The sequence below is a fragment of the Leeuwenhoekiella palythoae genome, from assembly GCF_020310025.1.
Classification (GTDB): Bacteria; Bacteroidota; Bacteroidia; order Flavobacteriales; family Flavobacteriaceae; genus Leeuwenhoekiella; species Leeuwenhoekiella palythoae.
Genome location: NZ_CP084318.1, coordinates 2,717,160 through 2,740,423, shown reverse-complemented (window position 1 = coordinate 2,740,423; position 23,264 = coordinate 2,717,160). Strand labels below are relative to the sequence as shown.

The following is a 23,264-nucleotide window of genomic DNA, read 5'->3' as shown; positions in this document are numbered from 1 at the left end:
TTATTGTTTGTTTTCGATAATTTCTAAGATCTCACGCAATTCTTCAGCTGTGATTTTCTCCTCTTTGGCAAAAAAGGAAACCATATTCTTATAAGAGCTGTCAAAGAAACGTCGCGTAGCTTCATTCCAAAAGCGCTTGCCATATACCTCTCTACTTATAATAGGAAAATATTGATGGGTTTTACCAAAGGCCTTATGATCAACATAGCCTTTCTCTTCCAGATTACGCACGATAGTCGAAACGGTATTGTAATGGAGATTTTCATCTTCTAAACCGGCTTGCACTTCTTTTACAAAAGCTTTTTCCAGTTTCCATAGAACGTGCATAATCTCTTCTTCTTTATTGGTCAATTTTTCCATAAGGCTATAATTTTTGGTTTAATCAAGTCAGCTCTAGATAACCTACTGATTAAAAGCACATAGAATTTAATCAAAATCTTAAAACAAACATATAACGAAAAAACTAGTTAACCAACTATTTTTGTAGTTATTTGAATTTTACTTGATCAATTTATGTAGGAGTACCTCTAGAATCTCCATAGGTTTAACTAAAAAAACCGCAGATTTTGCCCTATTTTTACAAAAAACAGCGCGCATTTGGACATTCTCGAAAATTTTAGAATACTCGATCTCGTCGATATTTTATTGGTAGCCACCCTGCTCTATTACTTGTATAAATTAGTCAAGGGGACCGTCGCCATCAACATATTTTTAGGAATTTGTATCATCTGGGTAATGTGGAAAATCACACAATTGCTTCAGATGGAAATGTTAAGTACCATTCTTGGGCAATTTATTGGTGCCGGAATGTTTGCCCTCATTGTTGTTTTCCAGCAAGAAATACGCAAGTTTCTCCTGATGATAGGTTCTACTAATATTGGTAGAAAAACCGGAATCCTCAAACACTTTAAATTTCTTCACGATGAAGCCCAGGACTCTTCTAAAACTAAAGTAGAAGAGATCATAGATGCCTGCGATAAAATGGGTAAAGTTCGCACCGGCGCTCTCATTGTCATTCAGCGCACCACGCATCTAGACTTTGTCAAGCAAACAGGCGACCAAATGAATATCGAGGTTAACAGACCTATTTTAGAAAGTATTTTCTTCAAAAATTCAACTTTACACGACGGCGCCGTGATCATCGAAGACAATACTATTGTGGCCACCCGGGCTATTTTGCCTGTATCCAATGAAAGAAACATCCCGTTGCGTTTTGGTTTACGCCACCGGGCTGCAGTAGGAATTACTGAAAAAACAGATGCTGTTGCCCTTGTGGTTAGTGAAGAAACCGGCAACATCAGTTATTTAAAGGATGGCGAATTTGTTTTGTTTAAGAACTTGACCGAACTTATAGAGATTTTGAGAAAGGATCTTAGTTAAATTCTTATGGAAACCAAACCCTCTGACGTTAAGCTCGTCGTCGTTAGCTATTGCCGTAATTGCTTTAAAAACTTAGCCCCTAACGCCGCTTTTTGCGAGAGTTGCGGAGCAAAAATCATTAAAAACCGAATCACAACAAAAAATCTTCTTGAGGATTTTAATGATCGATTTCTTAGTATTGACGGGGCTTTACCTAAAACATTTATTGCACTTTTTACAAAGCCGGAAGATGTCATAGGTGGCTACATTAATGGGGTGCGTAAAAGATACATTTCTGCCTTTGGCTATTTTGCATTATCGCTTACCATTGCCGGTATCTACGTCTTTGTCATCAAAGAGTATTTTCTAGATACGCTTTTTGATCAGTTAGCCTTATCGTCAGGTTCAGATCAGGCTCAGGTAGATCTTACTAAAAAAATTACTGTTGGAATGAATGAGTATCAAGGCTTGTTAAGCATCATCAGCATTCCACTTTTAGCTTTGATCTCCCGGATAGTATTTTGGAATTACAAGCAGTTTAACTACTTAGAGCACGTAGTCATTTACCTGTATGCATTTAGTCATATCAATATTATTTTCTATGCCTTAATCATACTCAGCATCTGGTCAGCTCCACTATATTCCTTTTTTAGTTTAGTGGGTATGTTCGGCTATATTATCTATACGGGATATGTATTGAAAAGACTATATAACCTAAACGCTGCAAGCCTTATTTTAAAAACTTCCTTATTTCTACTTATAGGAAGCGTTCTACTGCTCATACTAGGAATCGTGATTGGCATTATAATGGTAAAACTAGGTATGATTGATGAAATGCTAGAAAACATGCAAAACGCCCAGTCTGCTAAAATTTAAGCCGGTTCTTGATTTGCTGCAAACTGTACTTCGTGAAGTTTTCGATAATGACCATTCTCTACTTGTAAAAGTTCTTTGTGACTTCCCATTTCAACGATCTGGCCTTTTTCCATCACGATGATCTTGTCAGCTTTTTTAATGGTTGCAAGGCGGTGCGCAATCACTATAGAAGTACGCCCTTTAGTGATCTTATTTATCGCTTTCTGAATCAAATATTCACTATTAGAATCAACTGAAGATGTCGCTTCATCCAGAACAAGAATACTCGGGTTACTTACATACGCTCTTAAAAAGGCGATCAATTGGCGCTGCCCACTTGATAACATCGCACCGCGCTCTTTCACATTATAATGATAGCCGTTAGGCAGACTGCTTATAAATTGGTCTACACCAATAGCTTTAGCCGCAGTGATCACATCTTCTTCTGTGATCTCAGGATTATTAAGCGTGATGTTGTTTAAAATAGAATCTGCAAATAAGAATACATCTTGTAGGACCACCGCAATTTCTGAACGTAGCGAAGCCACTTGTACATCACTAATATCAACCCCATCGATTTTTATTGTTCCGCTATCAATCTCGTAAAACCTACCTAAGAGATTAATGATTGTAGATTTTCCGGCACCTGTAGAGCCCACGATAGCTACGGTTTCCCCTGCATTTACTTCAAGATTAATTCCGCGTAAAACCTCTTCACCCTCAATATAACTGAATCGCACATTTTCAAAACTGAGATCTCCTTTAATACCACTCAGCAAGTGTGTTCCCTTGTCTTCTATTCGGGCATCAGTATCTAAAATACCAAAAACCCTGTTCGCAGCGACCATTCCCATTTGTAGGGTATTAAACTTATCTGCAATTTGACGTAAAGGAGTAAACAGCATTTGCGAAAACTGAATAAACGCCGTTACCAGACCAATGGTGATGACATCACTCTGAGCTGCACGCAATCCGCCATACCATACCAGTAAACCAATAGTTATTGAAGTGACCATTTCGGCAATTGGAAAAAAGATGGAATTGTACCAAACGGTTTTATTCCATGCCGTCATATGCTTTTTATTGATCTCATCAAACTTCTTGCGCTCAACTGCTTCGCGTGAAAAAATCTGCACGATTTTCATTCCGGTTACGCGCTCTTGCACAAACGAATTGAGGTTTGCCACCTGAGTACGCACTTCTTCAAAAGCTACTTTCATTTTCTGCTGAAAAACCCGTGTAGCATACAGAATAAAAGGAAGTATCGCAAAAACAATTAGCGATAATTGCCAGCTTTTATAGAGCATCACACCGGCTATTACCAGCATTTTCAGCAAATCACTTATAATCATAAATAGCCCTTGGCTAAAAATACTTGCAATGGTTTCTATATCATTTACGGCGCGGGTTACCAGTCTACCTACTGCAGATTTATCATAATACTGCATTTTGAAGTAGATCATGTGCTTGAACAGCTTGGTACGAATATCAAGCACTACTTGTTGCCCCAGCCAGTTTGCAAAGTAGATAAACAGTAATTGAAAAATAGATTCCCCAAAAAGAACTAACAAGCTCAGCCCGATGTAATACATCAGACTGTCCATATCTTTAGGCTGCATCCCCTCATCCATCGCATACTCGATGTAAATGGGTCTGAGCACGGCAAAAATCGAGATCAAAATCGCGGAAATCGCGACAAAATACATGCGTGCTTGATAGGGCTTTGTATAGCTTAACAGCTTTTTAAACAAGCCAAAATCAAATGCATTTCCTTTACTACTCGCCATATATTTTAAAAATTTCTTTTGGGTAGGCTACTTCAGTCAAATATAATCCGTGTGCCGGTGCCGAGGCTCCGGCTTGTGCACGTGACCTGCTGGCAATTATAGTCTTTAATGCTTCCGGTTCCATTTTGCCCTGCCCTATTTCAAGCAAGGTTCCCACAATCGCTCTGACCATATTGCGCAGAAAACGGTCTGCCGAAATGGTAAACTTAAGATTTGTGTTTTCTTGCGTCCAACCTGCTTCGGTAATCTCGCAAATGTACGTTTTAACGTCTGTTTTTGAACGGCTGAAGCACTTAAAATCTTGTTTCCCTAAAAGCAGTTGAGCCGCAGCATTCATCGCATCAACATCTAACGACTTCTCAAAGAAATACGATTGATTGACCAAAAACGGATTCTTAGTCGTATGGATTTTATACTCATAACTTCGGCGAACAGCATCAAATCGTGCATGTGCTACGGGCTGAACGGGAATCACAGCATTTATCGCGAGCGCTTCAGGTAAAAAACGATTTAAACGAAATTGCAAATGCTGAAGCGCTTTTGTAGAAAAGTTTTCATCCCAATCAAAATGAGCAAATAACTGTGTGGCGTGTACTCCGGCGTCTGTGCGTCCTGCACCTACCACCGCAACTTCATTGCGTAGCAAAGTGGTCAACGCTTCTTCTAAAACCTCCTGAACTGTGATACTTTGAGGCTGCCTTTGCCAGCCGTGATAAGAAGTACCGTCGTATGCTATATCAATAAAATACCGCAAGCCTGTTGTTTGTGATTGAATTGGCAAAGATACATCTTTGTAATTGCTCTCTGAGCAGCAACAGCAGGATAGTTTTTATGAAAAAAATACTTTTACTTAGCGACACCCATAGCTATATAGACGATCAAATTTTAAAGCACGCTAAAGCAGCAGACGAAGTCTGGCATGCCGGAGATATTGGTGATCTCGCAGTTACCGATGCCTTAAAAAAAGTGGCTCCTTTGCGCGCTGTCTTTGGCAATATTGATGATCACGAAATCCGTAAAGAGTTCCCGTTAAACAACCGTTTTATATGCGAAGGCGTAGATGTCCTCATCACGCATATAGGCGGCTATCCGGGGAGGTATTCGCCGGCCATTAGAGAGGAGCTACGCGCTAATCCTCCAAAATTATTTATATGCGGGCATTCACACATTCTAAAAGTTATGCCTGATAAAAAACTTAAGTTGCTGCATATGAATCCTGGAGCCATTGGCAAACACGGATTTCATAAGGCCCGTACGATGTTGCGCTTTACTGTAGATCAGGGAAAAATTGATAATCTGGAAGTCATCGAGATGAAACGATAGTCTAAAACATGATTTTTAAACACTTTGCTCACATGTATAAAAAAACCTGCTAGTTGGCATACTAGCAGGTTCTTCGCACTAATTAACTAAGATATTAGGTCTATCGTAACCGATCTACAGATTTTACAAGATCCTCATCCCGCTTAATTGCTTTGTTTGCCAAAGCGATAAAAACGATAGAAATGATGGGAATAAGCATCCCAATACCCTTCTCTGGGGCCGCCGCCCCTCCAGATAAGATTTGCGATTGGTAAACCAACACACCTAGTAAAATAAAGTTCAATATTATATTGAGTCGCCCCAGCACAAACTGAAGCTTTCTATTTTTAAATAAAAACAGCGCAATTAAAGATAATAGCGCACTACCAAAAAACAGCGCTACCAATTCTAAATGATCAACTGCATAAACCGGCGCTCCTTCTGCAGTACTATAAACCGGGATTGCAAAGTGCAAGCCTGCAGCTACAAGTGCTGCTAAAAATAAATAAATGCTCTGTATGCGTTGAATCATTGCTTAATTGTGCATTGCGGGTGACAAAAATAAAAACTTCTTTTAGACTACAGCCGATTAATTAAAAAATATTGTTGTATAATTGTAACCATAAATGTAACCGCTTCTATGTAGGTTACTTACTTGCCAAAAAATTTATTAGATCTTCTCTCAAAATTTTTTGATTGCATTCAAATCAATTCAATTACAGAAATTCATACTTATAGTTAATGTTTACTATTTCAGAATTAAAAGCTAAAAAGCTGCCTGAATTACAAGAAATTGCAAAAGGACTAGACATCCCTAAGTACCGGTCTCTCAAAAAGTTAGATCTGGTTTACAAAGTTCTTGATCATCAAGCCGCAGACCCTAAAGCGGTTGCAGAAGTTATAGAAGAAACTTCTTCTGAAACCCCTACAAAAGCAAAAGCGCCACAAAAGAAAACTCAAAAAAGCGCTCCTAAAAAAAATACACGCTCAGCAGACGATAGCAAGAAAGAACCTACAAAAGATTCTTCTCAAAACGATGCTAAAGCCAGCGGTAAAACTGATGATAAATCAGAAAAACCACAGCGCAAGCCTAGACAAGTTAAAGCGACTTCCGACAACGATAACTCAAAACAATCTGACAATAACAGATCTAAAAATAATCGTTCTCGCAAAGACAATAATTCGAATGCTAACAACAATTCGAATAACAACCGAAGCGCTAAGGACAACAACAATAGCAGCTCGAATAACAACAACAATTCGAACAGCAACAGCAATAACAATCGCAATAACAACAATAACCGCAACAACAATAACAACGCTAACAACAGCAACAACGGTAATAAAGATACCCGCAACCGCTACAGAGAGCCTGATTATGAGTTTGATGGTTTAATTGAAAGCGAAGGTGTTCTTGACATTATGCAAGACGGTTATGGATTTTTACGTTCTAGTGACTACAACTATCTCTCTTCTCCTGATGATATCTATGTTTCTCAATCTCAGATTAGATTGTTTGGCCTAAAGACCGGAGATACCGTACTTGGTGTTATCAGACCCCCAAAAGAAGGCGAGAAGTATTTCCCGCTAATCAAGGTTTCAAAAATTAACGGTTTAGACCCTAGTGTTGTTCGCGATCGTGTTTCATTTGAACATTTGACGCCTTTATTTCCAAAGGAAAAATTCAATATTGCTGAACGTCAGAGCACGATCTCTACACGTATAATGGATTTATTTGCTCCTATCGGTAAAGGGCAACGTGGCATGATCGTATCGCAGCCTAAAACAGGTAAAACGATGCTTTTAAAGGATGTTGCAAACGCTATTGCAGCGAATCATCCTGAAGTTTATCAAATGATCTTACTCATTGATGAGCGCCCTGAAGAGGTTACAGATATGCAGCGTAATGTAAAAGGTGAAGTTGTCGCTTCAACTTTTGATAAAGAAGCACACGAACACGTACGCGTTGCTAATATTGTTCTTGAAAAAGCAAAACGCCTTGTAGAATGCGGCCACGATGTGGTTATCCTTTTAGATTCTATCACCCGTTTGGCTCGTGCATATAACACGGTTCAACCGGCATCTGGTAAGATTCTGAGTGGTGGTGTTGACGCTAACGCGCTTCACAAGCCAAAACGTTTCTTTGGTGCTGCACGTAATATTGAAAACGGCGGTTCTTTATCAATCATTGCAACTGCATTGACCGAAACCGGTTCAAAAATGGACGAGGTGATTTTTGAAGAATTTAAAGGAACCGGTAACATGGAACTTCAGTTAGATCGTAAGATCGCCAACCGAAGAATCTTCCCAGCTATTGACCTGACTTCGTCAAGCACACGTCGTGATGATCTTCTGCTTAACGAAAACGCAATACAGCGTATGTGGGTGATGCGTAAATATCTTGCAGATATGAATCCTATTGAAGCTATGGAATTCATTAGCGATCGCATCAAACAAACTAAAAACAACGAAGAGTTTCTAATCTCAATGAACGGCTAGAAACCAATCTCCATCTTAAATATCAAAAGCGGCATCTACTCGATGCCGCTTTTTTTATGCTCTATTTTTTTGTTGGCCAAGCAAAAATCACACAATGCAAGAAATACTTAACATCGAAATAACTGTACTATTAAAAATGACTCTCAGCAACCGATTAATTAGTGTAACTAAAAACAAGCATATAAATATATAGACAACAAAAAAACTCCCACGCAGATTGCGAGGGAGTTCTCTTAATTCTTAAACAGGACTTATTAAAGCGCGTTTACGTGCTTTGCAAGTTGAGACTTTAAGTTAGAAGCTTTGTTATCGTGAATGATATTCTTCTTAGCTAACTTATCAATCATAGAAACTACTGAAGGAAACAAAGTCTCAGCTTCTTTCTTATCAGCCTCACGTAATTTTTTCATTGCATTACGTGTAGTTCTACTCTGGTAGCGGTTTCTTAAACGCTTAGTCTCGCTGTTTCTAATTCTTTTTAAAGATGACTTGTGATTTGCCATTATCTCGTTCTGTTTTAAATTGTAGCCCGTAGGGGAATCGAACCCCTCTTACCAGGATGAAAACCTGGCGTCCTAGCCGATAGACGAACGGGCCATTATGTAAATAACTTTTGCACTTCTAAGTGCAATTCTCTTTGTAGTCCGTAGGGGAATCGAACCCCTGTTACCAGGATGAAAACCTGGCGTCCTAACCCCTAGACGAACGGACCATTATTTTGCTTAATTGCGGATGCAAAAATACACATATTTTATTATCACACAATAGCAAAACAAACTTTTTTTAAATTAATATGCTTTAGCAAATAAAACACGCATTTGAGAAGGTTTACCACTATATACACAAACCCCTTCTTCCTCTTTGGCATTCAATGGAATACAACGTATTGTAGCTTTAGTTTCGGTCTTGATTCGTTCTTCAGTTTCTTTGGTTCCGTCCCAAAAAGCACTTACAAAACCAGTCTTATTTTCAAGAATATCTTTAAACTCGTCGTAGGTATCTACTTCGGTAATATGCGTATCTCTAAAATTCTTTGCTTTATCAAACAACGCGCGCTGCATTTCAACCAATAAATCCTGCACTCTACTCACGATATCATCTTTAGATACTGTTTCTTTAGTCAAAGTATCTCTTCGAGCTAATTCAACAGTACGCTTCTCTAAATCACGTGGCCCTATAGCAATTCTTAAAGGCACCCCTTTTTGCTCGTATTCATTGAATTTCCAACCTGGTTTGTGCGTATCTCTATCATCAAATTTCACGCTGATGCCTAGTAGTTGCAATTCACGCTTAAGCTCCTTAGCCACTTGAGAAATAGAATCTAACTGCTCCTCCCCTTTATAAATAGGCACAATCACCACTTGTATTGGCGCTAATTTAGGCGGAAGCACTAACCCGTGATCATCGCTATGCGTCATCACCAAAGCTCCCATTAAACGTGTAGAAACTCCCCAACTTGTGGCCCACACATGTTCTTGACCACCTTCTTTAGTTGCAAATTTAACATCAAATGCTTTCGCAAAATTCTGTCCTAAAAAATGCGAAGTACCCGCTTGCAAAGCTTTTCCGTCTTGCATAAGCGCTTCAATACAATAGGTTTCTAATGCTCCTGCAAAACGCTCACTTTCGGTTTTTGTTCCGCGCACTACCGGCATTGCCATAAAGTGTTCTGCAAAATCTGCATATACGCACATCATTTGTTTAGCTTCGGCGATAGCCTCATCCTGTGTAGCGTGAGCCGTATGCCCCTCTTGCCATAAAAATTCGGCAGTACGTAAAAACAGACGCGTGCGCATTTCCCAACGTACTACATTTGCCCACTGGTTCACTTTAATAGGCAAGTCTCTATAGGATTGAATCCATTTTCGATAAGTATCCCAAATAATAGTTTCTGAAGTTGGACGTACAATTAACTCTTCTTCCAACTTAGCCTCAGGATCCACAATAATGCTTCCATCTTCATCATTTTTAAGACGATAATGGGTTACTACAGCACATTCTTTAGCAAAACCATCTACGTGACTCGCTTCTTTACTAAAGTAAGATTTGGGTATAAAAAGTGGGAAATAGGCGTTTTCGTGACCGGTTTCTTTAAACATTCTATCCAGTTCAGCTTGCATTTTTTCCCAGATAGCGTAACCGTAAGGTTTAATAACCATACAACCTCTAACTCCTGAATTCTCAGCAAGATCAGCCTTTACAACCAGTTCGTTATACCATTTAGAGTAATCTTCTGCCCTTGTGGTCAAATTCTTTCCCATAACTTCTTATTTGGCACAAATATTGTGTCTTTATAAATGATTTTTAAAGTTTTGCAACATCTTTGTTAAATGCACAAAATTGACGGCAAAACTAGTTAAATTTACAATGTTCAACAATAAAATAACTGATGATATGCGCGGCTTGATAAATACTCCAAATACATTTTTAAAACCTGTTTTAGGTTTATTGGCGCTAGCAGGATTAGTATCTTGCGGTCCCTCTCAATATACAATAAATGACAGCATCTATGGTGGAAGATCTACCGTATATGAAGAACCCACTCAAGAAGTGGCCAGTACCACTGTTAATGGTGGTGTTTATGCTAACTACTTTTCTCTAGGTGCAGCTGATTTAGATGCGGCTCAACAATCTGGCGATATATTTACCGATATTGATTCCTACAGCTCTAATGCTGAATATACTACAGAACAAGCTGTTCTAGATGAAGATTTAGCTTACCAAGCTCAACCGGGTTGGGGTGATGTTGTTGACGATATCACTGTTAATATTTATCCTGATTTCTATAATCGCATTGGTTTCGGCGGGTATTACAGACCTTTCTGGAACTACGGTTGGGGTAATTTTGGTTTCGGCTTTGGACCAGGCTGGGCTACACCATATGGCGGCTGGGGAGGCTGGGGCAACCCATACTTTGGCTACGCCTACAACGGCTGGGGCTATGGTGCTTGGGGATATCCTTACATAGGTTGGGGATACGGATGGGGTCATCACCTCTACGGGTATTATGGCTATAACACCTACTATGGAAACCTGTTTTATAGAAACAACTACTACTCGAGATATAATAACAATAGGTTAGCGTATTCAAACTCTAGAAGATCTAGTAATGTTTACAGAAACAACAGGTCAATTCCTGCACAAAGTTCTTCTGCACGCTCTGCTTCTCGACGTTCTTCAGAAGTAAATTATGCTCGTACCAGTAGAACATACAGTAGAAATAATGTAGGCGTGAATACCGATCGCATCAGCAGAAGTAGCTCAAATAATTCAGCTAGAGTTTCTAGTAGAAGTCGAAGCGCTTCTAGCAATAGTATTTACAGAAGTAACTCCAGAAGAAGCTCTAGTAACACCATTACCAGAAGTAACTCTAGCAGTCCAGTAAGAGCGACACGCTCTAGCACGTACTCACGGAATTCTGTAAGTACACCTACGCGCTCAACTTCTCGTACGATGACAAAATCTTCAGTTCCTACGCGTAGTGCTTCACCTGCTCGTTCAAGTGGCGGAAGCCGTAGTAGCGGTGGAAGTTCATCTCGTGGCGGAGGCCGTGGTGGTCGCGGATAATATTCAGTTTCATTTTAAATTGTTATGATGAAAAAATTTCTAACACTCCTATTCCTAGCAATAGGTGCACAATATTCTTTTGCTCAAAATGTAGCAGACGCAGTACGGTATAGTACGCAAAACATCACCGGAACTGCCCGATACATCGGCGTTGGTGGCGCGTTTGGCGCATTAGGAGGTGATCTTTCTGCAATAAACGCGAACCCGGCCGGCTCTGCTATTTTTGATCGTAGCTTTGTGTCGCTCAGTTTATCTTCGGGTAATTATGATAACCAGACCTATTATAATGATGGAATTACTGTAAACGAAGAATCTGATTTAGATTTGAATCAATTTGGTGGCGTTTTTGTCTCTCAGGGTGCTGCAGGTCTTCGCAAACTAACATTCGGATTCAATTACGATCGCACCAATGATTTTGACAATGGATATGTAGCTTCGGGAATCTCCTCTAACTCTATAAGTGATTACTTTTTAGGATATGCGCAAGGAACACCACTTGATCTATTAGAATTTCAAGAAGGTGAAACCACAGATGACTTGTATCAGTATTTAGGCGAAAGTGAAAATTTTGGTACTCAGCAAGCCTTCCTAGGATATCAAGGATATCTTATTGATCCCGTTTCCTCTGAATTGAATAACACCGAATACACCAATGCACAAAATGGAAATTCTTTTGACCAAGAATACCAATATACCAGCTTTGGGAACAGTAGCAAATTCACCTTTAATGCGGCCGCTCAAGTTAGTGAAGCGCTGTTTTTAGGGATAAACCTTAACGCGCACACCTTTAATTTCACAAGGCAAACCACTTTATTTGAGGATAATAATAGTGCAAATAACGCCGTAAACAGCCTAAGGTTTGATAATGAATATAGAGCTTATGGTTCTGGAATTTCGGCACAGATAGGTGGAATTTACCATCTTTCGCCCAGCCTGCGTGTTGGCGCCACATACGACACCCCTACGCTATATACAATTTCTGAAGAAACTGAGCAGTTTTTATCTACTTCAGGAACTAATGGAGAGATTGTTATCGCGCCTAATGTGATTAATATTTACGAAGATTACGATTTAGTCACTCCCGGAAAAGCTACAGGAAGTATTGCTTACATTTTTGGTAAGCGCGGATTTTTAAGTTTTGATTATTCGTATCAAGATTATAGCTCAATTAAATTTAAGCCGGATAACGATGCCTTTTTTCAGCAATTGAACACTCAAATAGACAATCAACTAAAAGGCGTTTCTTCTTATAAGTTAGGAGGAGAGTTTTTAGTAAACAGCTGGAGTTTCAGAGGTGGTTATCGTTTTATTGAAAGTCCGTATGAAAATGAAACAACGCTTGGTGACACTACCGGTTATTCTGTAGGTTTAGGATATTCTTTTGGCAACACACGTATTGACCTTGCCTACGATTGGATGAAACAAGATCAAAACCCAAGATTGTATGACGGCGCGTTTACCAATACCGCATTTATTGATACCATTAACACCAACATCGTAGCAACCTTGTCGTTTCAGCTTTAAGTAATCTAGCCGAGAAATACACTTTTTGGCTACGATAGATGATCAGCATACTTTATAAATGCCTCTTGTAAAATTCAAGAGGCATTTTTTTTATTGACAGACCCTATAAACTCATTATTAAATCAGATAGCAACAGAAGTTTTTCAAGTTGTTAAATTAACTATCTTTGCAAGCCTTTAGCCCAAGTGGCGACTAATAGCTCTATGAAAATGAATTTTGAGAACGAAGAATTGAAAGAAATAGATGAATTAGGTGATAATCACCACAGTACATCTGCAATTACTCCTTTAAGAGATGATGCTTTTGAGTTAAGTGATTTAGAAAAAATCGAACTCATTAAAGAAGATGTTACCCGTATAATGCAAACTTTAGGTTTAGACCTTAAAGACGACAGCCTTAAAGGCACTCCTAATCGAGTGGCTAAAATGTTTGTAAACGAAATTTTTGGCGGACTTAACCCGCAGCGCAAACCTAAAGCCTCTACGTTTCAAAATAATTATAAGTACGGCGAGATGTTGGTCGAAAAGAACATCACCGTGTATTCTACTTGCGAACATCACCTGCTTCCTATTGTAGGTAGAGCGCACGTTGCTTATATTTCAAACGGCACGGTAGTGGGCCTTTCTAAAATGAATCGTGTGGTAGATTACTACGCAAAAAGACCTCAGGTTCAAGAGCGTCTTACTATGCAAGTCGTTCAAGAATTACAAAAAGTTTTAGGCACAGAAGATGTTGCCTGCGTTATAGATGCAAAACACCTATGTGTTAACAGCCGCGGAATACGTGATATTGAAAGCAGCACAGTTACCAGTGAATTTGGCGGAAAGTTTAAAGAAGAAGCTGTTAAGCGCGAATTCTTAGACTATATCAAACTAGAAACTCCATTTTAAGAAGTACTTTAATTTAACAACAACCGAAGCACTATACTTAAATAAGCGATAAAGCATTTTCAACTCAGGATTTATGGCGCCCTTATACCAGAAGCAAGAAATTAAAGTTTACAATTCAATAAACGGAAGTAAAGAAACGTTTACACCTATTCTGGAGGGTAATGTAGGGATGTATGTGTGCGGCCCCACCGTTTACAGCAATGTGCACTTGGGTAATGTACGCACCTTTATGTCTTTTGATATGATTTTTAGATATCTCAAGCATTTAGGCTACAAAGTGCGCTACGTACGCAATATTACAGATGCAGGTCACTTGACCGATGACGCTGATGAAGGCGAGGATAAAATCGCAAAAAAAGCTCGGTTAGAGCAAATTGAACCTATGGAAGTCGTGCAGCAATACACCATAGACTTTCATAATATTTTACAAAAATTTAATTGTTTACCCCCAAGTATTGAACCCACCGCAACGGGACACATTATTGAGCAAATAGAGATCATTAAAGAGATCATTGAAAATGGATTTGCTTACGAGAAAAATGGTTCTGTTTATTTTGATGTTCTAAAGTTTAATGAAAGTCATGACTACGGAAAGTTGAGCGGTCGCAATCTTGAGGATATGATCGCTAACACGCGTGAATTAACTGCGCAAAGCGAAAAGAAAAATGCTCAGGATTTTGCCTTGTGGAAAAAAGCAGAGCCGCAACACATTATGCGCTGGCCTTCCCCTTGGGGTGACGGTTTTCCCGGATGGCACCTGGAGTGTACTGCAATGAGTACAAAATACCTTGGAAAACAATTTGACATTCACGGTGGCGGAATGGATTTAAAATTCCCGCATCACGAATGTGAAATTGCGCAATCTGAAGCTTCTCATGGCCACAACCCTGTGAATTACTGGTTGCACGCCAATATGCTTACGCTTAACGGCAAAAAAATGTCTAAAAGCGATGGAAATAACATATTTCCGGCTCAGATATTTACCGGAGACAGTCCGTTCCTGACTAAAGGCTTTTCTCCGAGTGTGGCACGTTTCTTTGTGATGCAAGCACATTATCGCAGCGTTCTAGATTTTAGCAACGACGCATTACTTGCCAGCGAGAAAGGGTTTAACCGCCTTATGGAAGCAGTAAATCTCCTTGACTCGCTACCTACTTCAGCAAAGAGCAGTATTGATATCGAAGCTTGGAAACAGTCGTGCTACGACGCGATGAATGATGATTTTAATTCGCCAATTCTTATCGCGCAGCTTTTTGAAGCGGCCAAATACATTCACCAACTTAAAGATGGTAAGGCAACAATTTCTTCAAGCGATCTAGACGTATTTAAAACATCTGTACACGCGTTTGTTTTTGATGTTTTAGGACTTGAAGACATTAACGCCGCTGCCGAAGCCAATACAGACAAACTGAATGGCGCCATTGAGTTGCTTATCCAACTTAGAAAAGAAGCGCGCGCAAATAAGGATTTTGCTACCAGCGACCAGATCAGAGATCAACTTTTAGAATTAGGCATACAGCTTAAAGATGGTCGCGAAGGAACCACGTATACATTTGCTTAAAAGCCCTTCTGATGAAAGATTTTGCTAAAAAAGCCCTCATCTTTCCTATCAGGCTGTATCAGCGTTTCATATCACCTCTTTTGCCACCCTCGTGCAGATACGAGCCTACATGCTCCCATTACAGTGTTGAAGCCATTCAACGTCACGGTATTTTTAAAGGAAGTTGGCTTGCTATAAAACGCATCGCCAGTTGCAATCCTTGGGGCGGTTCGGGCTATGACCCTGTACCTCCCGTTAAAAAGCAATCAGCATATAAAAAATCTAAAAACAGTTAAGAAGCCTCTGGGCTTTGCTATATTTACAACACAAAATTTTCAAAGCTTATGCTCCCTTTAAAAATGACCTGGAATCCTTCAACCGGATTAGATTTAGGATTTTTCACCATACACTATTACAGTTTAATGTTTGTGATCGCTTTTTCATTAGGATGGTATCTGATGAAAAAAGTGTACAAAAATGAAGGTATTGAAGAAGAAAAATTAGACCCATTATTTATCTATTCGGTTTTAGCCATTTTAATTGGCGCGCGACTGGGGCACGTTTTCTTTTATCAAACCGAATTACTTTGGGAAGATCCACTTTCGGTAATTCTACCTTTTAGATTTGTTCCGGAAATTGAATACACCGGTTTTCAAGGTTTAGCGAGTCACGGTGCGGCAATAGGGATGATTTTCGCAATGTATCTGTACAACAAAAAAATCCTTAAAAAAAGTGTGCTTTGGCTGTTGGATCGGGTGATTCTTCCTGTGGCTCTGGGTGCCATATTTGTGCGTATTGGTAACTTTTTTAATTCTGAAATGGTTGGGAAAATTACCGATTCAAACCTCGGAATTAAGTTCGTTCAAGATCAATACAACAAATACGAAGTACAGCGCTTAACCGGCATTCCTAATGAGCATAAAGCTTACCAAGCCTTAACAGATGATCCTCAATTTGCAAATTATATCGCAGAGATCCCTTATCGTTTTCCTGGACAGCTAATGGAGTCTTTTGGTTATGTATTTGTTTTCCTAATTTTAATGTTCGTGTATTGGAAAACCAATTTGCGCAAAAAAGAAGGTTTTCTATTTGGGCTCTTCTTAGTGCTTTTATGGACGGTACGTTTTATTGTAGAATACTTTAAACGCGCACAAGTAGAAGGCCGTGAAGACTGGATCTTTGGTTTCAACACCGGGCAGATTTTAAGCATTCCTTTTATTCTTATCGGAATCTTTTTAATTCTTAGAGCGCTTCAGCAGAAACAAACTCCGCAATATCATTAATTATGTATCAGAAGTTTTTATTCATCGGGATTTTAGGCTTTACGCTTCTAGCGTGTAAAAATAAAGAAGCCGAAGAAACACAGATCACTCAGGAGCAGATTACTTTTCAGCAAGAAGGAAAACTTCAGATACAAACAGAAGACGGCAGCAAAGCGTATTTTAATATTGAGATCGCCGAAACCAACTATGAAACCGAGACCGGACTGATGTACCGGGAATCGATGGAGCAAAATCAGGCGATGCTTTTTGTATTTGAGGATGTAAGACCGCACAATTTTTACATGAAAAATACCTATATTCCACTAGACTTGTTTTTCATCAAAGAAGACAAAACCATTGCAACGATTATAGAAAATGCAAAACCTATGGATGAAACAAGCCTCCCCTCTGAAGTTCCTGTGCAGTATGTTTTAGAAACTAATGCAGGCATCGCAAAACTCTGGAATATAAAAGTGGGAGACACCGTAGACTGGAAACGTTTAAAATAATAACTATGCCTTCTAGAATTCTCTTTTTATTTTTTGTTTTGTTCAGCATTACCTCCAATGCCCAGCGGATAAAATACCATTTAGATATAGAGGGAGAAGAAATAAAAAGGAAAGAATTTGACAAGCTCTGGCGCAATCGCGATTCTGCATATTCTAGGTGGGATTATGAAACAAAAGATAGCAGCCGTGTTGCTCGACTCATACCTCAATATCAACAAGGCGTTATAAACCGCAATGACCTCAAGGAGTATTTAGAAAAGGTGACTAACAAAAAGTTTGCTGATAGCACGATTTTTTTCATCTCCTATACTTTTACCAATGATCTATGCAGTCCGCAATACTCTACAAACAACTACACTAAAGAGGTTATAGACCATTGGAAAAATCTTACTGACGCTCGCAAAGCAAGTATTGAAGAAAACTACCCAGACATAGTTAGATTAGATTTTTTTGAGCAAGGCATAAAGCTCCAAAACACCCCTAGCGATGGTACAGAGTACTACTATTCTGATAAAGAGAATCTTTTAAGAGAAATTATTTTTAGAAACCCGGCATTTTGCGGCTCTCGCGCTTTGATTAAGCCGAATGGGCAAACTGTCGTGTACAATGGCGAATCTATCTCTACCCAAGTAGTTCAGCTTATAGAGAATAAAAACTGGAATTTATTTTTCCCCGAAGAATGAATTATCAAGCGATTCTCGAAAGCATTCAGTCTGATCTAAAGGACTACAAAAACACCGGTAAAGTAGCGACATACATCCCGGAGTTAGGAAAGGTAGACGCTTCAAAATTCGGACTTCATTTAAACTGCATAAACGGCAATCACTATCATTTAGGAGCTTCACAAGAACGTTTCTCGATTCAAAGTATATCTAAAGTATTGAGCCTGGCATTTGCGCTTAAACTTGAAGGAAACAAACTATGGAATCGGGTTGACGTAGAACCTTCGGGAGATCCTTTCAATTCGCTGGTTCAGCTTGAATATGAAAAAGGTATTCCCCGCAATCCATTTATTAATGCGGGAGCCCTTGTGGTCTCTGATATTTTGATGAGTCATCTCAAAAATCCAAAAGAAGATTTTCTAAAATACGTGCGCGATATTGCCGGGGATCAGTCTATCGATTACGACACGAGTGTGGCAGCTTCAGAAATGCAACATAAATATCGTAATGCCGCTCTCGCTCATTTGATGAAAGACTTTAAAAATATCAATAACGATGTTGATGCGTTATTAGACTTTTATTTTCATCAATGCGCAATAGCAATGAGTTGCCAGCAGCTCGCGCAAGCCTTCAGCATATTTTTAAACTACAGCAAACAAGATCAAAGTCAGCAAGCCCTTGCGGTGCCACCTATGCTCGCCAAACGCATCAATGCTCTAATGCTTACGTGCGGTTTTTATGATGAATCCGGCGAGTTTGCATTCAGGGTAGGGCTACCAGGAAAAAGTGGCGTAGGCGGCGGTATTGTAGCGCTACACCCTAAACATTACAGCATCGCGGTGTGGAGCCCGCCTCTGAACGAAAAAGGCAATTCAGAATTAGGTATGAAAGTTCTTGAGCTGTTTACCTCAAAAACTGAAATCTCTGTTTTTTAAGCAATCTATTTCGGGGAGTTCTTCCCTTTAAGGCGACCAATAAAAACTTCAAATTACCACTAAGCAAAAAGCTCGATTTACTTGCGTAAACCGAGCTTTTTGCGTCTTGTGCTTTAATCGAATTAAGCCACAGGCTCCTCTTCTTCTTTTTGTTTTTCCGGCTTTAAAGCTTTCTTCTGAATGGTATCAAACATTACAGGAGTAGCGATAAAGATCGAAGAATACGTACCTACAAGCACACCTACAATCAAGGCAAACATGAAGCCCATTATACTCGCACCACCAAAGATAAATATAGCCAATAATACAATTAAAGTGGTCATAGACGTATTTAACGTACGACTTATGGTGCTGTTAATAGCTTGATTGATAATAATTCCCATTTTACGGCTAGTACCGTATTCTTTCATATACTCTCTAATACGGTCAAAAACAACCACCGTATCGTTAAGCGAGTAACCAATTACTGTTAAGATCGCCGCGATAAAAGATTGATCGATCTCCATATTGAATGGCATGAATTGATAGGTCAAAGAGAAAATTCCCAATACGATCAACACATCGTGGAATACAGCCGCAACTGCACCCAAAGAGAATTGCCATCTTCTAAAACGTAACAAGATATATAAGAACACTACAACTAGCGAACCTAATACTGCCCAGAATGAATCTTTTTTGATATCATCAGCAATAGTTGGTCCTACTTTGTTATACTCTAAAATACCCACTTTGTCATCAGAAGAACCTCCTTTTACAAATTGCGCTAACGTCAAATCAGCAGGAAGATACTCCTCTAAAGCAGTATATAAACGCTGCTGGATATCTTCATCTACTTCAGAAGCTTCTTCTTCTATACGATACTTCGTAGTAACTTTCAATTGGTTTGCTTCACCATAAGTTTTTGCTTGCGCACTTTCTAATTCAGCGATCAATTTTTGTTCTACTTCAGTAGCGTTTACCGGATTTTCAAAACGAATGGTATAATTACGCCCTCCAACAAAGTCAACACCTTGGTCTAGACCGTTAGTAAATAAAGAGACTAAACTTACTATGATTAGTACACCACTAATGATATAAGCAACCTTACGCTTAGCAAGGAAATCCTTATTGAAATTAGTAAACAGGTTACGCGTAGCACCGGTACAAAAATCTAAAGATTTACCATTTTTACCGTATCCATCAATAAACAGACGGGTTACAAAAATTGCGGTAAATAAAGAAGTACCAATACCTATCATTAATGTAGTTGCAAAACCTTGAATTGGCCCTGTACCAAATAAGAATAAGATTAATGCGGTTAAGAAGGTAGTAATGTTCGCGTCAAGAATTGAAGATAGTGCATTGCTGAAACCATCTTTTATAGCGTCTTTTTGTGATTTACCTCTTGCGATCTCTTCTTTAATTCGCTCAAAGATCAGAACGTTTGCATCAACAGACATACCTATCGTCAATACAATACCGGCAATACCAGGTAAAGTAAGAACAGCTCCAAGACCTGCAAGTATTCCAAAAATGAATAAAATATTTACTGCTAGAGCAACGTCTGCAAAAAGACCTGCTTTACCGTAATAGAATACCATCCACACCAAAACAAGCACTAATGCGATCACAAACGACATTAAACCACTATTGATCGCTTCTTGACCTAGTGATGGTCCAACAACATCATAAGAAATAATCTTAGCCGAAGCAGGCAGCTTACCCGCTTTAAGCACGTTAGCTAAATCTTGTGCTTCTGTTACTGTGAAACTTCCTGAGATTTCAGTAGCACCACCAGAAATTTCTGCTTTAGCTGTCGCTGCAGAATACACAGTACCGTCAAGAACAATTGCAATTGCATTACCTTCTGTTGCAACTTCTCCTGTTAATTTTGCCCACTGTCCAGGACCTTGACCTTCAAAATCAATACCTACAGAAGGTTGACCTGCTTGAGTATATTGTTGACGTGAATCCTGAACCACATCACCATCCATTGCCGGAGCGCCGCTTCGGTCTGACTGTAATGCATAAAGTGGGACCACATCAGTTTCTGCTTCGTTAATTCCCCATCTGAATTTTGCAAAACGCAATTCTTGTGGACGCAAACGCACGATTTCAGGCATTGAGAAATAGCGATTAATTGTTGCGGTATCTTTTACCTGAGCATAACCTATGATCGGCGCTTGAGCATATTGCTGAATAGCCGGGTTAAAACTGAACACTTCAAAAAGTGGATTGTTAGCTTGTGCAGGACTAATAGAATCTTCTTCACTTGCTAAAAGATCTTCGATAGAATCGTCTGTACTTTCGGTAGAATCTACTTCCGCAACGGCCTCTTCCTCCTCTGCAGGAGCAACAAGCTCTTTTAATTCTGCATTTACTTGCAATAAGTAAGGAGCAACATTAGAGGCATAGTGTGTTTTGTAAAACTCTAATTGCGCTGTACTTTCTAATTGAAACTTAACACGCTCGATATCGGTGGCTCCGGGAAGTTCAATCAATATGCGTGATTGATTGTCTAAACGCTGAATGTTAGGTTGAGTAACACCAAATTTATCGATACGATTACGCAATACTTCAAACGCAGAATTGATAGACTCTTCTACTTCTTGAGCAAGAATAGGTTCTACCTCGTCATTACTCATATTGAAGTTTACCTTCTCTCCTAAGGTAGTGTTTGCAAAAATATCTGGAGAAGCTAATTTATTATCTCCCGGAATTGCTTCAAAAGCATCAAAGAAATCTTCTAAGAAGCTATTCTGGCTATTTTTTTGAGTTTCTGCAGCTTGATCTAAGGCTTGATTAAAAGCAGGATCTGTACTGTTATTGCTTAATCCTCTTAAAATATCTGCAACAGAAATTTCAAGGATCGCATTCATACCTCCTTTAAGATCCAGACCTTTATTAAGTTCTTTTTCTTTAGCGTCATTATAGGTGATTCCTAAAGCGATAGGATCATTCCCTATAGAATCTAAATAGCGACGCTCAACTTCGCCTCTTTTATCTACATAATCTTCAACGGTAGTATCAACTTGTTCTGCCGCATAGGCCGAAGCTTTTTCTTCTGTCTGATTAGTGAAATACGTAAACGAAAGCTGGTATAAACACACCAACCCAAATAAAATCGCAAATACTCTAATGAGTCCTTTATTTTGCATTACTCTTTAATATTTATTTAATTCTTCCCAAACCTTTTTCAGGCGATTTTGTAAAACGTGCAAATATAGGGTTTCAACATAGAAATGCCAATAAATATCTTTTTGATTTCTTTAACCTTTTAAAACACTGCTTTATAGTGCATTAAGCGTAAAATTCATCCTAAACAAAGCAGCTTTAACAAACTGAAATTAAACAGAATAACCGTTATAACAGATCAGCTTCACCATAGCAACAAAGCCTTTTTTAAAGCTTTCTTCGGAATGATAAAACGCTACTACTTAAACCCTATTGATCTAATACAGAATAGCGTAGGAATTTACGCGGTCAATCTTAAGAAAATAAACCATTCAACGGAAAGCCTCAGATAGTAAAAACTTTCGGTGGTGGCAATAAAAAAGCGCCATCCTAGTGAATGGCGCTTTTTAAATTATAAAACAGCTACTAGACTTATAGCTCTAACAATCCATTTGTTTTCTTAACTGCAGCTGCACTTTCTTGAAGTTTCGCTTTTTCAGCATCAGAAAGATCTACAGGAACAATTTTTTCGATTCCGTCTTTACCAAGAATTACAGGTACTCCGATGCAGATGTCGTCAAGATCATATTCACCTTCTAATAAAGCCGAACAAGGAAACATCTTTTTCTGATCGCAAGCAATGGCTTGAACGAGTCCGGAAACCGCAGCACCCGGCGCATACCAAGCAGAAGTACCTAATAACTTAGTAAGCGTCGCACCACCTACTTTAGTATCTTCCATTACTTGATTTAGACGATCTTCTGCTAAAAATTCAGAAGCTAAAACGCTGTTACGTGTAGCCAAACGCGTTAATGGAATCATTCCGGTATCACTATGACCACCAATTACCATTCCGTCAACATCAGAGATAGGACATTCTAGAGCTTCAGCTAAACGATACTTAAAACGTGCACTATCAAGCGCTCCACCCATTCCTATAATTTTATTTTTAGGAAGTCCGGTAGTTTTGTGTACCAAATACGTCATCGTATCCATTGGGTTACTCACTACGATTATGGTCACATCTGGAGAATGCTTGATCAAGTTTGAAGAAACATCTTTTACGATCCCGGCGTTGATACCTATCAACTCTTCACGTGTCATACCCGGTTTACGCGGAATACCACTAGTGATTACAGCAATATCACTTCCTGCTGTTTTAGAATAATCGCCGGTAGTACCGGTTATGCGTGTATCAAAAGCGTTTAAAGAAGCAGTTTGCATCAAATCCATCGCTTTTCCTTCAGCAAAACCTTCTTTAATATCTAGAAGTATTACATCAGACGCAAAATTTTTCATCGCAATATACTCGGCACAACTTGCACCAACAGCTCCTGCTCCTACTACGGTAACTTTCATGGGTATGTATTTAAAAATGTTATTAATTAAGTTTAAAAAAATAGCGATAACCTGCGTTATC

The 23,264-nt window shown here is 39.1% G+C and carries 21 protein-coding genes and 2 tRNA genes; 13 read left to right on the top strand and 10 right to left on the bottom strand.

Annotated features, from left to right (window positions below):
* Entirely contained in the window at nucleotides 1-360 is a 360-nt protein-coding gene (locus LDL79_RS11770) for a BlaI/MecI/CopY family transcriptional regulator (protein WP_225597809.1), read from the bottom strand.
* Nucleotides 361-597: 237 nt separating this feature from the next.
* Here LDL79_RS11770 and cdaA point away from each other — a divergent pair, with 237 nt between their 5' ends.
* Both cdaA and LDL79_RS11760 read left to right on the top strand, forming a co-directional pair.
* Nucleotides 598-1,380 carry a diadenylate cyclase CdaA gene (cdaA, locus tag LDL79_RS11765; RefSeq protein WP_072983992.1) on the top strand — a complete coding sequence of 261 codons (783 nt, stop codon included), beginning with the start codon at nucleotides 598-600 and terminating at the stop codon, nucleotides 1,378-1,380.
* A gap of 6 nt (nucleotides 1,381-1,386) precedes the next feature.
* Entirely contained in the window at nucleotides 1,387-2,235 is an 849-nt protein-coding gene (locus LDL79_RS11760) for a DUF3667 domain-containing protein (protein WP_225597808.1), read from the top strand.
* On the opposite strand, the gene LDL79_RS11755 is transcribed toward LDL79_RS11760, so the two are convergent.
* Nucleotides 2,232-4,001 (bottom strand): ABC transporter ATP-binding protein, encoded by a 1,770-nt coding sequence (locus tag LDL79_RS11755; protein ID WP_225597807.1) that lies wholly within the window; start codon nucleotides 3,999-4,001, stop codon nucleotides 2,232-2,234. The genes LDL79_RS11760 and LDL79_RS11755 overlap by 4 nt on opposite strands.
* Nucleotides 3,991-4,782 carry a tRNA pseudouridine(38-40) synthase TruA gene (gene truA, locus LDL79_RS11750; RefSeq protein WP_225597806.1) on the bottom strand — a complete coding sequence of 264 codons (792 nt, stop codon included), beginning with the start codon at nucleotides 4,780-4,782 and terminating at the stop codon, nucleotides 3,991-3,993. Before truA ends, LDL79_RS11755 begins: the two co-directional genes overlap by 11 nt.
* 50 nt (nucleotides 4,783-4,832) lie before the next feature.
* On the opposite strand from truA, the gene LDL79_RS11745 reads away from it, so the two are divergent.
* Nucleotides 4,833-5,324 carry a metallophosphoesterase family protein gene (locus tag LDL79_RS11745; RefSeq protein ID WP_225597805.1) on the top strand — a complete coding sequence of 164 codons (492 nt, stop codon included), beginning with the start codon at nucleotides 4,833-4,835 and terminating at the stop codon, nucleotides 5,322-5,324.
* 100 nt (nucleotides 5,325-5,424) lie between these two features.
* Here the strand turns inward: LDL79_RS11745 and LDL79_RS11740 are convergent, their stop codons facing one another.
* Nucleotides 5,425-5,835, bottom strand: a complete 411-nt coding sequence (locus tag LDL79_RS11740; protein WP_072983996.1) for a DUF4293 domain-containing protein — start codon at nucleotides 5,833-5,835, stop codon at nucleotides 5,425-5,427.
* Between the two features lie 209 nt (nucleotides 5,836-6,044).
* Here LDL79_RS11740 and rho point away from each other — a divergent pair, with 209 nt between their 5' ends.
* Entirely contained in the window at nucleotides 6,045-7,802 is a 1,758-nt protein-coding gene (rho, locus tag LDL79_RS11735) for a transcription termination factor Rho (protein ID WP_225597804.1), read from the top strand.
* Nucleotides 7,803-8,056: 254 nt separating this feature from the next.
* On the opposite strand, the gene rpsT is transcribed toward rho, so the two are convergent.
* The 4 genes from rpsT to proS form a co-directional block, all read right to left on the bottom strand.
* A complete protein-coding gene (rpsT, locus tag LDL79_RS11730; protein ID WP_072983999.1) occupies nucleotides 8,057-8,305 on the bottom strand; it encodes a 30S ribosomal protein S20 in 249 nt (82 codons plus the stop codon).
* 22 nt (nucleotides 8,306-8,327) lie between these two features.
* A tRNA-Glu gene (locus LDL79_RS11725) sits at nucleotides 8,328-8,399 on the bottom strand.
* Between the two features lie 43 nt (nucleotides 8,400-8,442).
* Nucleotides 8,443-8,514: transfer RNA gene (locus tag LDL79_RS11720), tRNA-Glu, on the bottom strand.
* A gap of 76 nt (nucleotides 8,515-8,590) precedes the next feature.
* On the bottom strand, nucleotides 8,591-10,063 hold the full coding sequence (gene proS, locus LDL79_RS11715; RefSeq protein WP_225597803.1) for a proline--tRNA ligase: 1,473 nt from the start codon (nucleotides 10,061-10,063) through the stop codon (nucleotides 8,591-8,593).
* A 106-nt stretch (nucleotides 10,064-10,169) separates the two neighbouring features.
* On the opposite strand from proS, the gene LDL79_RS11710 reads away from it, so the two are divergent.
* The 9 genes from LDL79_RS11710 (at nucleotide 10,170) to LDL79_RS11670 (ending at nucleotide 18,691) form a co-directional block, all read left to right on the top strand.
* Nucleotides 10,170-11,369 carry a hypothetical protein gene (locus LDL79_RS11710; RefSeq protein WP_225597802.1) on the top strand — a complete coding sequence of 400 codons (1,200 nt, stop codon included), beginning with the start codon at nucleotides 10,170-10,172 and terminating at the stop codon, nucleotides 11,367-11,369.
* Between the two features lie 24 nt (nucleotides 11,370-11,393).
* Nucleotides 11,394-12,893, top strand: coding sequence for an OmpP1/FadL family transporter (locus tag LDL79_RS11705; RefSeq protein ID WP_225597801.1), 1,500 nt, complete (start codon nucleotides 11,394-11,396; stop codon nucleotides 12,891-12,893).
* 209 nt (nucleotides 12,894-13,102) lie between these two features.
* Entirely contained in the window at nucleotides 13,103-13,783 is a 681-nt protein-coding gene (folE, locus tag LDL79_RS11700; protein ID WP_370174935.1) for a GTP cyclohydrolase I FolE, read from the top strand.
* Nucleotides 13,784-13,856: 73 nt separating this feature from the next.
* The gene (cysS, locus tag LDL79_RS11695; protein WP_225597800.1) at nucleotides 13,857-15,344 is read left to right on the top strand and encodes a cysteine--tRNA ligase; all 1,488 of its coding nucleotides are present in this window, start codon (nucleotides 13,857-13,859) and stop codon (nucleotides 15,342-15,344) included.
* 11 nt (nucleotides 15,345-15,355) lie between these two features.
* Nucleotides 15,356-15,619, top strand: coding sequence for a membrane protein insertion efficiency factor YidD (gene yidD / locus LDL79_RS11690; protein ID WP_225597799.1), 264 nt, complete (start codon nucleotides 15,356-15,358; stop codon nucleotides 15,617-15,619).
* 48 nt (nucleotides 15,620-15,667) lie between these two features.
* Entirely contained in the window at nucleotides 15,668-16,606 is a 939-nt protein-coding gene (lgt, locus tag LDL79_RS11685; RefSeq protein ID WP_225597798.1) for a prolipoprotein diacylglyceryl transferase, read from the top strand.
* Nucleotides 16,607-16,608: 2 nt separating this feature from the next.
* Nucleotides 16,609-17,094 (top strand): DUF192 domain-containing protein, encoded by a 486-nt coding sequence (locus LDL79_RS11680; protein ID WP_167596305.1) that lies wholly within the window; start codon nucleotides 16,609-16,611, stop codon nucleotides 17,092-17,094.
* Nucleotides 17,095-17,099: 5 nt separating this feature from the next.
* The gene (locus LDL79_RS11675; RefSeq protein ID WP_225597797.1) at nucleotides 17,100-17,777 is read left to right on the top strand and encodes a hypothetical protein; all 678 of its coding nucleotides are present in this window, start codon (nucleotides 17,100-17,102) and stop codon (nucleotides 17,775-17,777) included.
* Nucleotides 17,774-18,691, top strand: coding sequence for a glutaminase (locus LDL79_RS11670; RefSeq protein WP_225597796.1), 918 nt, complete (start codon nucleotides 17,774-17,776; stop codon nucleotides 18,689-18,691). Before LDL79_RS11675 ends, LDL79_RS11670 begins: the two co-directional genes overlap by 4 nt.
* 122 nt (nucleotides 18,692-18,813) lie before the next feature.
* On the opposite strand, the gene secDF is transcribed toward LDL79_RS11670, so the two are convergent.
* Complete coding sequence (secDF, locus tag LDL79_RS11665; protein ID WP_225597795.1) at nucleotides 18,814-21,828, bottom strand: protein translocase subunit SecDF; 3,015 nt, start codon at nucleotides 21,826-21,828, stop codon at nucleotides 18,814-18,816.
* 448 nt (nucleotides 21,829-22,276) lie between these two features.
* Nucleotides 22,277-23,203 (bottom strand): malate dehydrogenase, encoded by a 927-nt coding sequence (locus LDL79_RS11660; protein ID WP_072984010.1) that lies wholly within the window; start codon nucleotides 23,201-23,203, stop codon nucleotides 22,277-22,279.
* Nucleotides 23,204-23,264 lie beyond the last annotated feature (61 nt).